Below are 12,439 nucleotides of genomic sequence, written 5' to 3'. Positions count from 1 at the left end.
GCCAACTTCGGTATTTTCGCTTGTCTTGTATATCGCCCGGTAGATTTTTTGGCAGGATTTACTTAATGATATCTAAGTTATTGCTCTCTATCGGCTCGATGTCCTGCAATCGTCGTTTTTAACGATGCTTGGAAAGCGCTCGTTTCACTCCGGAACGTGGATGCGGGCCTTGATGTGCTTGAGTTGCGCGACAATCGTAAACGTCATGATGACCAGCAGCGACCACGAACTCCACTTGCCGATATGCACCACGGACCAGGCGCCGATCTGATCGGGATATTTCCAGATACCGAAGAATGTGGAGATGTTTTCCGCCAGCCAGACGAAAAACCCTATCAGGACGAAGGAGAGAAGCAGCGGCATCTTTCGATCCCGATCATAGGGACGGTAGACCACTGTTGCGCGGGAATAGAGGCCGATGGCGCAGGCGGCGATGTACCAGCGGTAGTCACCGATAAAGTGGTGGGTGAAGAAGTTGGCGTAGATGGCGATGCCGATCAGCGTTGCCATCCAATAGGTGGGATAATTGCGAATGCGCACATCCAGCAGGCGCCACGCCTGGATGATGTAGCTGCCGACGGCGGCGTACATGAAGCCGGAAAAGAGCGGCACGCCGAGGACCTTGCTATAGGCGAAGTCGGGGTAGGACCAGGACTGGATAGCGCTTGACGTCTTGAACACCTCAAGCGCGAAGCCGACGATATGGAACAGCAGGATGGCCTTGGCCTCGTCAAGCGTTTCCAGCCTGCTCCAGATCATGAAGAACTGGATGCCGAGCGCGACGATCAGCAGCACGTCATAACGCGGAATGCCAAATACCCCACCATGCGGCACTACGAAGATGGAAATGAAGAACAATCCCGCAAACAGGCAGGCACGGGCTTCCTTGATACCGAAATAGAGAAATTCGATGACAAAGCGCCTGATGCCCTTGAGTTCGCCCCAAGGATAGGTATCGCACAGAAGATTGTCCAAAACCGAGAGGCGGGTTGCGGCTGGGCCTGTTGCTATGCTCATGTTCGCGCCTCGATTTGTATCCGTTAAATTTTCATACGAAAACCGGAAGGAACTCGCATGGGTCCGTCACGCCTTTCCCCGCCTTATTTTGCCCGCATCCGGCTTTTGGCGGCGGCCATGATTGTGATCATTGGCGGTCTTTGCTTGCGGGCGTTCGGCTACGAGGTGGGATTGCCGTTCGTGGCGGTAAAATATGGCGGATCCGTGCTCTGGGGGGCTATGGTCTATCTGCTGCTGGCGGCCATCCTTCCGTCCCGCTGGTACGGTTACGAGGTTCACATCGCCGTCATCGCCGTCGTCGTCGTGGAATTGATTCGGCTCGTTCATTTCCCGGCGCTGGACGCGTTTCGCGCAACGGCGGCCGGAGCTTTGCTGCTCGGCCGCGTTTTCTCGGTGTGGAATATCGTTTGCTATATCGGCGGGATCGCGGTGGCGTCCTTTACGTCCGGACGGGGCTTGCGCGCCTTGCCCTCTTCGCCGCCATGATCGAGGGCCGCACCAGCCGATACCCGAGCAACACCACCATCGTACTGATATAAAACACCGGCTCGAGCGTGATCGATTTTCGCGCCAACACGAAATGCAGTACGCCGACGATGAGCACGAGATAGACGAGCTTGTGCAGCGTGTTCCAGCGGCTGCCGAGCTTGCGGATCGACCAGCGGTTGGAGGTGAGCGCGAGCGGCAGCAGCATGACGAGCCCCGCCATGCCGAACATGATATAGGGCCGCTTGAGAATATCAGCGGCGATGGAGCTGAAGACCAGGCCGCGGTCCAGAACCAGATAGACGCTGAAATGTGCCAGCACGTAATAGAAGGCGATCAGTCCCAACGCCCGGCGATAGGCGATGAGGTTTATGTTGAAGAGATCGCGCAGCGGCGTCACCAGCAAGCCGAGGCATAGAAAGCGCAGTGCCCAGATGCCGAGCAGGTGCTCGAAATCCTTGACTGGGTTGAAGCCGAGGCCGCCGGTTGCGGCGAGGTAAAAATACCAGAGGCCGGGACAGAGGCCGATGACATAAAGCGACCAGATGGCTGCCGGCTGGTAACGCTTCGGCAGTGAGGGAAGCGAAAAGGCGAGGGCCATGATCAGTAATTCGCCTTTAGGTCGAGGCCGGTATAGAGGCTTGCCACCTCGTCATAGCCGTTGAACATCAGGGTAGGGCGGTTCTGGGTGCCAAAAAAGCCGCCTTCGCCGATGCGCTGTTCCGTTGCCTGGCTCCAGCGCGGATGGTCCACATGCGGATTGACGTTGGAATAGAAACCGTATTCGCGGGCGTTGGAGTTTTTCCACGTCGTGTCCGGCTGTTTCTCGACAAGCGAAATACGTACGATGGATTTGATGCCCTTGAAGCCGTATTTCCAGGGAACGACGAGGCGAATGGGCGCGCCATTCTGGTTCGGCAGGGTTTCGCCGTATAGTCCAACGGCAAGAATGGTGAGAGGATGGCGGGCCTCATCTAGGCGCAGACCCTCGACATAGGGCCAGGACAGAGGCTGGAACAGGCCGCTCTGGCCCGGCATTTCCTCCGGCCGCACCACGGTTTCGAAGGACACGTATTTCGCGCTGCCGAGTGGCTCCACCTTGTCGAGAAGCGCGGCGAGAGGGAAACCGATCCACGGAATGACCATCGACCAGCCCTCGACGCAGCGCATGCGATAGGTGCGCTCCTCTAGCTGATATTTCATCAGCTCTTCGATGCCGAATTCCTGCGGTTTGGAGACAAGGCCATCCACCTTCACCGTCCATGGGGTGGGCTTGAACTTGCCGGAATTTTCCTTCGGGTCGGATTTGCCCACTCCGAACTCATAGAAATTATTGTAGCTGGTGACGGCATCGAGCGGGGTGAGCTTCTCGTCCAGCTTGTAGGCGCCTGCTTTGGCAGCAAGCGGAGTGGCGACAGCCTCGCGGCCGGAAAGCCCGATTGCCGCAAGCCCCGCCGCCGTGCCCAGGAAGCCACGTCTCGAGAGGTAGATATTCTTCGGCGTGATTTCTCGTGCCGGGATGAGGGGCGGACGATAGGCGGGCATTTCAACCTCCACAAAAGCCGGGTGCATCGGCGATAAATCGATTATGATAGGCTATACGGCCGCTGCACAGATATGTTTCAGCACTCTGCGCAAAAACAGCGGTCGGGCGGCAAAAATCGCGCATTTGTGATGACGGGCCGCGCGAATTGCAACATTCAAACCGGGCGTACCGTACCGAACCGTACTGTTTTGCCCGAAGGTGACAGTGACAGGGCTTACGGTTTGCGCTAGAAAAACCGCAAAATAGGGCGAGGGCATTTTGACCGCGGTGCGGGAATGCGCTCTTCTGCCCAAGAGATCGAGGAAAACACCATGCCAGTCTATCGCTCCAGAACGACAACCCACGGCCGCAACATGGCGGGCGCGCGCGGCCTATGGCGCGCCACCGGCATGAAGGACAGCGATTTCGGCAAGCCCATCATCGCGGTTGTCAATTCCTTCACGCAATTTGTGCCGGGCCATGTGCATCTGAAGGATCTCGGCCAGCTCGTTGCGCGTGAAATCGAAGCGGCCGGTGGCGTTGCCAAGGAATTCAACACCATCGCTGTCGATGACGGCATCGCCATGGGCCATGACGGCATGCTTTATTCGCTGCCGTCGCGCGAAATCATCGCTGACTCGGTCGAATACATGGTCAATGCCCATTGCGCCGACGCGATGGTTTGCATCTCCAACTGCGACAAGATCACCCCCGGCATGCTGAATGCGGCGATGCGCCTCAACATCCCCGCCGTCTTCGTTTCCGGTGGTCCGATGGAAGCGGGCAAGGTCGTTCTGCATGGCAAGACGGTCGCGCTCGATCTGGTTGACGCCATGGTCGCAGCTGCGGACGACAAGATTTCCGATGAGGACGTCAAGATCATCGAGCGTTCCGCTTGCCCGACCTGCGGTTCCTGTTCCGGCATGTTCACTGCCAATTCCATGAACTGTCTGACCGAGGCGCTAGGCCTGTCATTGCCCGGCAACGGTTCGACGCTTGCCACCCATTCGGACCGCAAACGCCTGTTCGTCGAGGCCGGTCACCTGATCGTCGATCTGGCGCGCCGTTATTACGAGCAGGACGACGAGACCGTTCTGCCGCGCACCATTGCCAACAAGGCTGCGTTTGAAAACGCCATGTCGCTGGATATCGCCATGGGCGGTTCCACCAACACGGTGCTGCATATTCTGGCGGCAGCGCATGAGGGCGGTGTCGATTTCGGCATGGAAGACATCGACCGTCTTTCCCGCAAGGTTCCCTGCCTTTCCAAGGTCGCGCCTGCCAAGCAGGACGTGCACATGGAAGACGTTCACCGCGCCGGCGGCATCATGCGCATTCTCGGTGAGCTGGATCGTGGCGGTCTCCTCAATCGCGATACCTACACGGTGCACGAGGCGACGCTGGGCGACGCCATCGACCGTTGGGACATCACCCGCACCAACAGCGAAACCGTGCGGCAGTTCTTCAAGGCTGCCCCCGGCGGCGTTCCGACGCAGGTGGCCTTCAGCCAGTCGTCGCGCTGGGACGATCTGGATACGGACGGTGAAAACGGCGTTATCCGCTCGGTTGAAAAGCCTTTCTCCAAGGATGGCGGTCTGGCCGTGCTTTATGGCAACATCGCTCTTGATGGCTGCATCGTGAAGACGGCGGGTGTCGACGAATCCATCCTTAAATTCAGCGGTCCGGCGGTTGTTTACGAAAGCCAGGACGCGGCGGTGAAGGGCATTCTTTCCAACGAGGTCAAGGCAGGTGATGTCGTCGTCATTCGTTACGAAGGACCGAAGGGCGGCCCCGGAATGCAGGAAATGCTCTATCCGACCAGCTACCTCAAGTCCAAGGGCCTCGGCAAAGCCTGCGCGCTGATCACCGACGGACGTTTTTCGGGCGGCACATCCGGCCTGTCCATCGGCCATGCCTCGCCGGAAGCGGCGCAGGGCGGCGCTATCGGCCTCGTGCGTCAGGGCGACTTGATCGAGATCGATATTCCCAACCGCACGATCAACCTCAAAGTTACGGATGCGGAACTGGCAGCCCGCCGCGCCGAGCAGGATCAGCTCGGCTGGAAGCCTGCGGAGTTCCGCAAGCGCAACGTCACGACAGCGCTGAAGGCCTATGCGGCTTTTGCGTCCAGTGCCGACAAGGGTGCTGTTCGGATTTTGCCGGAGTAATCTGGCGGGCAGGGTCCTACATTGCAGGCAGCCTGAGCCGCTCTTCTGAGCGGCTTTTTCTTGTTCTGACCCAGATTACGCGCGTCGTTAAGAAACAGATTCAATTGCCTCAGAGCTTGATTCTCCAAGCTCGCGCAACACGTTGTTTCTGAAACGCAAATTCTAAACCATCCGGCCGTCCACCCTCCATGCCAGCAGTCACATTGGAGTGATGTTCCGTCACTTGCCCTTTTCCAACGCGCCGCGATGCCTAACTTCAGCACCATGAAAAGACGAACCGCACTCGGCCTTATCGCATCCCTGCCTTTCGCCCGCCTTGCCCACGGGCAAACACCCGGCAATGGCGCCCGCTTCAGTCCATTGCTCAACGAGGCGGATGGGCTTTCGAGCCTGAAAGCCGCCATCGTCAGTATTGACGGCCAGGAGGTGGCCAGCCGTGCCTATCACGGCGCCAGCCTTATGGGTTCCACCAACATCAAGTCGGCCTCGAAATCTGTGATTTCCGCGCTGGTCGGCATGGCGATCGACCGCAAGATATTGGCCGGGGCGGATCAGCCGATTGCCACGATCCTGCGCAGCGATTTTCCGCCGAACCCCGATGCGCGTCTGGAAAGGGTAACCATCGGCAACCTGCTTTCCATGCAATCCGGTCTGGAACGAATGTCCGGCCCGAACTACGGCCGCTGGGTCGCCAGCCGCAACTGGGTGCGAATGGCGCTGGGGTCGGGTTTTGCCGGAGAGCCAGGCGGTGGCATGCTTTACTCCACCGGTTCCACGCATCTGCTTTCGGCGATTTTGACCAAGGCATCCGGCCGTTCGACGCTGTCGCTGGCGCGCGACTGGTTCCGGCCGCTGGAGGGCTTCTCAATCGGCGGCTGGGAGCGCGATCCGCAGGGCATCTATCTCGGCGGCAACCAGATGGCGATGACGGCGCGGTCGCTGCTGGCTTTCGGCGAGCTTTACCGGCTGGGCGGGGTAACGCCAGGCGGCGAGCGTTTGATTTCGCAGAGCTGGATCGATCAATCCTGGCAACAACGCACCAATTCCGTCTTCAACGGCGATGGTTACGGCTATTGCTGGTTCATCAAGGAGATGGCGGGCGAGACGGTTTATTATGCCTGGGGCTATGGCGGGCAGATGCTCTATATCGTCCCCGCCAAACGGCTCTCGGTGGTTATGACGTCCCGTGAGGATGCGCCTTCGGCGAGAACCGGTTATCGCGACCAATTGCATGGGCTGATGGAGAATATCATTCGCGTTGCGTGAAAATCAGAGCGGTCTGTTTATGCTCTGGAAAGCTTCCCCGAGCCGCTTCATGCGCTCCTCATAGGCACTTGTGATGCAGGCGACATCCGCGTTGCATTCCTGGCGCTTTTTCAACCATTGGCTCTGTTCTTCGCGCAAGGTGTCGCGTGCGCCCATCGCTATCAGTTGTGTCAGGATGTCGAAGGTGGTGACCATCTTCACGTCCTGGTCGTTGAGGGCGCGGTTGTCGCAGATCGCCTTTTCATCCGCGGCCAGATCAGGCTTCGTGCAATCGAAGCTGGCGGCGTTGGCGGGCGAACCCAGTGAAGCGCAGGCGAAGAGGATGCCGGAGGCAAGGATTGTCTGTTTCATGTGCATGGGTCGTCTCATTTTGAGGACAGGCTCGTGTGGGGGAAACCGAAATGGGGTGCTGTTGGTTCCACCAGCACAAGCCGGTCATCGCATGAAAAAGATCGGCCATCATCTTGCCGCGCTTTGCTTTATAGGCTTTCACGTTATAACTCCATCATACTGATGAGGATGAGGAATCACATGCAGAGCGTGCTGAAGTATCTGTCCACCGGCTTTCTTGCGGCGCTGCTTCTCGTTCCGGTCGGAGCGCAGGCGCAGGACAACAAGACCGTGCCCGCAAGCCACACGGAAATGCAGCTTTCCTTCGCGCCGCTGGTCAAGCGTACCGCAGGCGCTGTGGTGAATGTCTATGCCGAACGCATCGTGCAGCGGCGCTCGTCGCCCTTTGCCGGCGACCCGTTCTTCGAACAGTTCTTCGGCCAGCAGATGCCGAACCGCACGGAGAAACAGTCCTCGCTCGGATCGGGTGTGATCGTAACCGCCGGCGGCCTCGTGGTGACCAATAATCACGTCATCGATGGCGCCGACGACATCAAGGTGGCGCTGGCGGATGGGCGTGAATTCTCCTCCAAGGTGCTGCTGAAGGACGACCGGGTCGATCTTGCCATTCTGCAGATCGACGCGAAGGAACAGTTTCCGGTGCTTTCGCTTGGCAATTCGGATGCCATTGAAGTCGGCGATCTCGTGCTTGCCATCGGCAACCCCTTCGGTGTCGGCCAGACGGTAACAAGCGGCATCGTCTCGGGGCTGGCGCGCAACCAGGTGACGCAGGGCGATTTCGGCTTCTTCATCCAGACCGACGCCTCCATCAACCCCGGCAATTCCGGCGGTGCGCTGATGAACATGGCGGGTGAGTTGATCGGCATCAATACTGCCATCTTCTCCAAGGGCGGCGGGTCGAACGGCATCGGTTTTGCCATTCCCGCCAATCTGGTCCGCGTTTTCGTTGCCGCCGCCGAGCGTGGCGACGCGAACTTCCAGCGGCCCTATATCGGCGCGACCTTCGATCCCGTCACCTCCGATGTCGCCGAGGCGCTTGGCCTGCACCGCGCGCGCGGTGCGCTCGTTGTCAGCGTCGTCAAGGGCGGCCCGGCGGAGAAAGCTGGCATCGAGCCGGGGCAGGTCGTAACGGCGGTCAACGGTTTGGAGGTGGAGCATCCCGATGCACTCGGTTATCGCCTCACGACGGCTGGCATCGGCAAGTCCGCCGAATTGACGCTGGTGGAGAAGGGTAAAGAGAAGAAGGTGACCATTGCGCTCGACACGGCGCCGGAAACCGCGCCGCGTGACGAACGGCTGCTGGAGGGACGCAATCCCTTGGCGGGCGCGACTGTCGCCAATCTCTCGCCGAAGCTTGCAGATGAACTGCGCATGCCTTCGCAGGTGACCGGCGTCGTCGTCACCGATGTGAAGCGCGGTTCGCCGGCCTATCGGGTCGGTTTCCAGCCGAAGGATGTCATCCTGTCGCTAAACGGCTCGGATATCGGCTCCACGGCTGCGGTCGAAAAGGCGCTGGATGACAATCCCGGCTTCTGGCGGGTGGAAATCCTGCGTGACGGTCAACGCATCCGGCAGTTCCTGCGATGAGCGATGACCTCTTTGCCCCACAGGTGCCTGTCGAGGTCGCCAACCGGCGGCCTCTTGCCGACCGCCTGCGTCCGAAGACGCTGGCGGAGGTGACCGGGCAGCCGTATCTGACGGGTGAAGAGGGCGTGCTACGCCGTATGATCGATAGCGGCTCACTCGGATCGATGATCTTCTGGGGACCGCCCGGCACCGGCAAGACGACGGTCGCGCGTCTGCTTTCGGGGGAGGCCGGGCTGGCTTTCGAGCAGATTTCGGCGATTTTTTCCGGTGTTGCCGATCTCAAGAAAGTTTTCGAGGCAGCACGCACACGCCGGATGAATGGCCGGCAGACGCTGCTTTTTGTTGACGAGATCCATCGTTTCAACCGTGCCCAGCAGGACAGCTTCCTGCCGGTCATGGAAGACGGTACCATCATTCTTGTGGGTGCAACCACCGAAAACCCGTCCTTTGAACTGAATGCCGCTCTTTTGTCGCGGGCGCGTGTCCTCACGTTCGGTTCGCATGACGAGGAGAGCCTGGGCGAGCTTTTGAAGCGCGCCGAAGAGGCGGAGGGCAAGCCTCTGCCGCTGACCGAGGAGGCGCGTGTCAGCCTGATCCGGATGGCCGATGGCGATGGCCGCGCCGTGCTGACGCTTGCCGAAGAGGTCTGGCGTGCGGCGCGCAAGGACGAGACTTTCGATACCGAAGGGCTGACGCGCATCGTGCAGCGGCGCGCGCCGGTTTACGACAAGGGACAGGACGGCCACTACAATCTGATTTCCGCGCTGCATAAATCGGTGCGCGGTTCGGACCCGGATGCGGCGCTTTATTATCTCTGCCGCATGTTTGACGCCGGCGAAGACCCGCTCTTTATCGGGAGGCGGCTGGTGCGCATGGCGGTGGAGGATATCGGCCTTGCCGATCCGCAGGCGCTTGCCGTCTGCAATGCCGCCAAGGACGCCTATGATTATCTGGGATCACCGGAAGGCGAACTGGCACTGGCGCAGGCCTGCGTCTATCTCGCCACCGCGCCGAAATCGAATGCCGTTTATACAGCCTTCAAATCGGCGATGCGGGCGGCCAAGGAAAACGGCTCGTTGGTACCGCCAAAACATATTCTGAACGCGCCCACAAAGCTGATGAAGGGCGAGGGTTACGGTGACGGTTACCGTTACGACCATGACGAGCCGGATGCCTTTTCGGGACAGGACTATTTTCCGGAAAAAATGGGGCGCAAGACGTTTTACGATCCGCCCGACAGGGGGTTCGAGCGGGACATCCGCAAGCGTCTCGACTGGTGGGCGAAGCTGCGCCGCGAGCGCGGTTCGCGTTAAAAAGCTTTCTTCACAAAAAGAATCAGGCGCTTGCCAAAGTGAGTCGTAAAAACGCGCCATCCAACTCTTTCCAAAGGGAAATCAGGATGCCTTCCGGTGTTGCATGACCTGCGACGGGGCAGGCAGCATCTTGACCGAGGATTCCGCCAGACCACTGTGCCCTTCGGCATCGATCACCAGATGCCAGTGCAAGGTCTCGGGAATGCTGATGCGGATCGGCGATTTTTTCGCGACGCCGCCGAGATATTTGAAATCGAGCAATTCGGTGAAACGCTGGAAGTTTGCGCCTGTCATAAGCCGTACATTGTTGACGGCCGAAAGGGACACCTCAATGGTCGTCCCAGCCCGCAATTCCTTCAGGTCATAGTGTGTAAAGCGGAAATTCGGCCGTGACATTGCGCGTCTCCCTGTACCTGTATTTTGGCAAAAGAGGATAGGACGTCAGGGTTAACGAGCTCTTTAAAACGGCAGCACCCTGTAGAATTTCGGGTCGCTGCGCCGGCTTTTAAGGGCCGTGGAGAGTATTGGCGGGTTGGGAGGAGGAGGTCTGGAATAATACTAACGTATAATAAGCGTATTCAGTTATAATAAATTTTTTAACTCTAACATACGCTGGTCGAAGTGCCGTCAGCGGCGTTGGGGGGAATATGAAAAACGTCACGATATCTATGCGCCTTTATGCGCTCGTTGCATTGTTTCTGGCAATATTGACTGCGGCACTTACATTCAGCCTGTTCGAGACTTTTCATGAGATGGAACGCGAGCGTAAAGCGGGACTCGCATCCATGAACGAAACGGCTGTCGCCATTCTTGAGCAATATTACCGGCTGGAGCAGGGTGGCACCCTGACGCGTGAGGCTGCGCAGCAACAAGCCAAGACCACGATTGCGGCGATGCGCTATGGCAACGGCAGCGGCTATTTTTGGATCAACGACATGCATCCCAAGATGGTGATGCATCCGATCAAGCCCGAGATGAACGGCAGCGATCTCACTGCCAACAAGGATCCGAACGGCAAGGCGCTGTTCGTCGAATTCGTCAATACGGTGAAGGCGGGGGGCCAGGGCTTTGTCGATTATTATTGGCCCAAGCCCGGCGCGCCGGACCCAGTCGAGAAATTTTCCCATGTCGCCGGTTTTGCGCCCTGGGGATGGATTGTCGGGACTGGCGTTTATGTCGACGATCTTGAGGCGGTTTTCTGGAGCAATGCCTATTTCAACATCGCAGTGTGTGTTCTGTCCGGCCTTCTGGTGATCGGCGTGGCTGCAGCCGTCGTGCGCAGCGTGACACGGCCTATCGATCGCATCCGGCAGAGTATGAAGCGGATCGCTGATGGTGACGGCGAGGCGGAAATTGAATTCGCCGACCGTCGCAACGAAATCGGCGCCATTGCCAAGACGTTGCTGGTGCTGCGTGACAGCGTCAATGAGCGCAGCGCCTTGCAGGCCCGCGAGGCGGGGCAGCAGCGGGCGCTGGAGGAGGCGCGGCATGGCAACGAGATGGCGTTGCGCTCCGCATCCGAGCGTCAGGCTCATGCCATGAACGAGCTCGGCAGTTCGCTGGAAGCACTCGCCAATGGCGATCTGACCGTCGAGCTTGCCGATATCGGCGGCGAATATGAAAAGCTGCGCATGGATTTCAACCGCGCCGTCGGCGCGCTGCATGGGGCGATCGAGGCGATCGCCAGAACCGGCCATGTCGTCAACGATAGCGCATCTGACATCAGCGGTGCGACCGGCAATCTTTCGCGCCGGACAGAGCAGCAGGCAGCGGCGCTGGAGGAGACGGCGGCGGCTCTTGACGAAATCACCGCGACGGTGCGCACCGCTTCCGAACGGGCGAACGAGGCCCGACAAATGGTGCAGGATACAAAAACGAGCGCAGGCCGCTCGGGCGAGATCGTGCGCAATGCCGTCGATGCGATGGGCCGTATTGAGGAATCTTCGCGGCGCATCGGACAGATCATTTCCGTCATCGACGAAATCGCGTTCCAGACCAACCTTCTGGCGCTGAATGCCGGTGTCGAGGCCGCAAGGGCAGGCGAAGCGGGACGCGGTTTTGCCGTGGTGGCGCAGGAGGTTCGCGAACTCGCGCAACGCTCTGCCAATGCTGCCAAGGAGATCAAGACCCTTATCAATCGTTCCGCGGAAGAAGTCGGCGGCGGTGTCGCACTCGTTCGCTCCACGGGCGATGCGCTGGATGAGATCGTGACGCTGGTCAACCGGGTCGACGGTCACGTCAATTCCATCGCCACGGCGGCACGCGAACAGGCCACCGGCCTGCAGGAGATCAACACCTCCGTCAACCACATGGACCAGATGACCCAACAGAACGCCGCGATGGTGGAAGAGACGACGGCTGCCAGCCAGACGCTGGCCGAAGAAAGCCGGCAGCTCCGCGCGCTGCTGTCCCGTTTCGAACTCGGGCATGGGGCAGGGCGCGAGGTTTCGCGGGCGGCTTGATTTTTATCCGCTTGAGATAGTTTACAGGGCGCGGCTTTGGCTGCGCCCTTTCTGTTTCGAGGAAGTGAGACAACATTTCCTCCGTCGTGCCGGACCCGTGGTGCGTCTGCATCGTGAGAGGCGTTGGTTTGCAGAGCTTTGCTCACACCTTTGGTATGATTTCGGTCGAGGCTTCCGCATTTCCCGCGTCACGGAACAGCCCGGGTCGTTATTTCTCCCAACCAATAAGGATTCGTTTACCCCGTTTCTTTAAAATTTACCTGT

The 12,439-nt window shown here is 59.2% G+C and carries 11 protein-coding genes; 6 read left to right on the top strand and 5 right to left on the bottom strand.

Features of this window, described 5'->3' with window-relative positions; genetic code table 11:
* Positions 1 to 144 precede the first annotated feature (144 nt).
* Positions 145 to 1,017, bottom strand: a complete 873-nt coding sequence (locus AC5SEO_RS09785; RefSeq protein WP_003516116.1) for a DUF817 domain-containing protein — start codon at positions 1,015 to 1,017, stop codon at positions 145 to 147.
* A 57-nt stretch (positions 1,018 to 1,074) separates the two neighbouring features.
* On the opposite strand from AC5SEO_RS09785, the gene AC5SEO_RS09780 reads away from it, so the two are divergent.
* Positions 1,075 to 1,503 carry a ribosomal maturation YjgA family protein gene (locus AC5SEO_RS09780; RefSeq protein ID WP_003516114.1) on the top strand — a complete coding sequence of 143 codons (429 nt, stop codon included), beginning with the start codon at positions 1,075 to 1,077 and terminating at the stop codon, positions 1,501 to 1,503.
* Here AC5SEO_RS09780 and msrQ read toward each other — a convergent pair.
* Complete coding sequence (msrQ, locus tag AC5SEO_RS09775; RefSeq protein ID WP_003516113.1) at positions 1,457 to 2,104, bottom strand: protein-methionine-sulfoxide reductase heme-binding subunit MsrQ; 648 nt, start codon at positions 2,102 to 2,104, stop codon at positions 1,457 to 1,459. The two genes, AC5SEO_RS09780 and msrQ, sit on opposite strands and share 47 nt — an antisense overlap.
* Before the next feature lie 2 nt (positions 2,105 to 2,106).
* Positions 2,107 to 3,048: a protein-methionine-sulfoxide reductase catalytic subunit MsrP gene (gene msrP, locus AC5SEO_RS09770; RefSeq protein WP_003516111.1), complete on the bottom strand. Its 942-nt coding sequence runs from the start codon at positions 3,046 to 3,048 to the stop codon at positions 2,107 to 2,109.
* Between the two features lie 312 nt (positions 3,049 to 3,360).
* Here msrP and ilvD point away from each other — a divergent pair, with 312 nt between their 5' ends.
* On the top strand, positions 3,361 to 5,196 hold the full coding sequence (gene ilvD / locus AC5SEO_RS09765; protein WP_013636431.1) for a dihydroxy-acid dehydratase: 1,836 nt from the start codon (positions 3,361 to 3,363) through the stop codon (positions 5,194 to 5,196).
* Positions 5,197 to 5,460: 264 nt separating this feature from the next.
* Positions 5,461 to 6,462 (top strand): serine hydrolase domain-containing protein, encoded by a 1,002-nt coding sequence (locus AC5SEO_RS09760; protein WP_174068493.1) that lies wholly within the window; start codon positions 5,461 to 5,463, stop codon positions 6,460 to 6,462.
* 3 nt (positions 6,463 to 6,465) lie between these two features.
* Here AC5SEO_RS09760 and AC5SEO_RS09755 read toward each other — a convergent pair whose 3' ends face one another.
* Positions 6,466 to 6,819 (bottom strand): lysozyme inhibitor LprI family protein, encoded by a 354-nt coding sequence (locus tag AC5SEO_RS09755; RefSeq protein WP_174068492.1) that lies wholly within the window; start codon positions 6,817 to 6,819, stop codon positions 6,466 to 6,468.
* 174 nt (positions 6,820 to 6,993) lie between these two features.
* On the opposite strand from AC5SEO_RS09755, the gene AC5SEO_RS09750 reads away from it, so the two are divergent.
* Both AC5SEO_RS09750 and AC5SEO_RS09745 read left to right on the top strand, forming a co-directional pair.
* Positions 6,994 to 8,400, top strand: coding sequence for a DegQ family serine endoprotease (locus AC5SEO_RS09750; RefSeq protein ID WP_003516104.1), 1,407 nt, complete (start codon positions 6,994 to 6,996; stop codon positions 8,398 to 8,400).
* Positions 8,397 to 9,713: a replication-associated recombination protein A gene (locus AC5SEO_RS09745; protein WP_003516102.1), complete on the top strand. Its 1,317-nt coding sequence runs from the start codon at positions 8,397 to 8,399 to the stop codon at positions 9,711 to 9,713. The genes AC5SEO_RS09750 and AC5SEO_RS09745 overlap by 4 nt, the downstream gene beginning before the upstream one ends.
* Positions 9,714 to 9,794: 81 nt before the next feature.
* Here the strand turns inward: AC5SEO_RS09745 and AC5SEO_RS09740 are convergent, their stop codons facing one another.
* On the bottom strand, positions 9,795 to 10,109 hold the full coding sequence (locus AC5SEO_RS09740; protein ID WP_003516101.1) for a DUF1883 domain-containing protein: 315 nt from the start codon (positions 10,107 to 10,109) through the stop codon (positions 9,795 to 9,797).
* Positions 10,110 to 10,360: 251 nt separating this feature from the next.
* On the opposite strand from AC5SEO_RS09740, the gene AC5SEO_RS09735 reads away from it, so the two are divergent.
* A complete protein-coding gene (locus AC5SEO_RS09735) occupies positions 10,361 to 12,175 on the top strand; it encodes a methyl-accepting chemotaxis protein (RefSeq protein ID WP_013636425.1) in 1,815 nt (604 codons plus the stop codon).
* Positions 12,176 to 12,439 lie beyond the last annotated feature (264 nt).

The sequence above is a fragment of the Agrobacterium sp. K11 genome (assembly GCF_059429395.1).
The sequence above is the reverse complement of the archived record's forward strand: the minus strand, read 5'-3'. Positions and strand labels throughout refer to the sequence as shown.

Excerpts from the sequence above, each read along its gene's own strand:
- AC5SEO_RS09785 (WP_003516116.1), bottom strand. The coding sequence starts at position 1,017 with ATGAGCATAGCAACAGGCCCAGCCGCAACCCGCCTCTCGGTTTTGGAC.
- AC5SEO_RS09780 (WP_003516114.1), top strand. The coding sequence starts at position 1,075 with ATGGGTCCGTCACGCCTTTCCCCGCCTTATTTTGCCCGCATCCGGCTT.
- msrQ (WP_003516113.1), bottom strand. The coding sequence starts at position 2,104 with ATGGCCCTCGCCTTTTCGCTTCCCTCACTGCCGAAGCGTTACCAGCCG.
- msrP (WP_003516111.1), bottom strand. The coding sequence starts at position 3,048 with ATGCCCGCCTATCGTCCGCCCCTCATCCCGGCACGAGAAATCACGCCG.
- ilvD (WP_013636431.1), top strand. The coding sequence starts at position 3,361 with ATGCCAGTCTATCGCTCCAGAACGACAACCCACGGCCGCAACATGGCG.
- AC5SEO_RS09760 (WP_174068493.1), top strand. The coding sequence starts at position 5,461 with ATGAAAAGACGAACCGCACTCGGCCTTATCGCATCCCTGCCTTTCGCC.
- AC5SEO_RS09755 (WP_174068492.1), bottom strand. The coding sequence starts at position 6,819 with ATGCACATGAAACAGACAATCCTTGCCTCCGGCATCCTCTTCGCCTGC.
- AC5SEO_RS09750 (WP_003516104.1), top strand. The coding sequence starts at position 6,994 with ATGCAGAGCGTGCTGAAGTATCTGTCCACCGGCTTTCTTGCGGCGCTG.
- AC5SEO_RS09745 (WP_003516102.1), top strand. The coding sequence starts at position 8,397 with ATGAGCGATGACCTCTTTGCCCCACAGGTGCCTGTCGAGGTCGCCAAC.
- AC5SEO_RS09740 (WP_003516101.1), bottom strand. The coding sequence starts at position 10,109 with ATGTCACGGCCGAATTTCCGCTTTACACACTATGACCTGAAGGAATTG.
- AC5SEO_RS09735 (WP_013636425.1), top strand. The coding sequence starts at position 10,361 with ATGAAAAACGTCACGATATCTATGCGCCTTTATGCGCTCGTTGCATTG.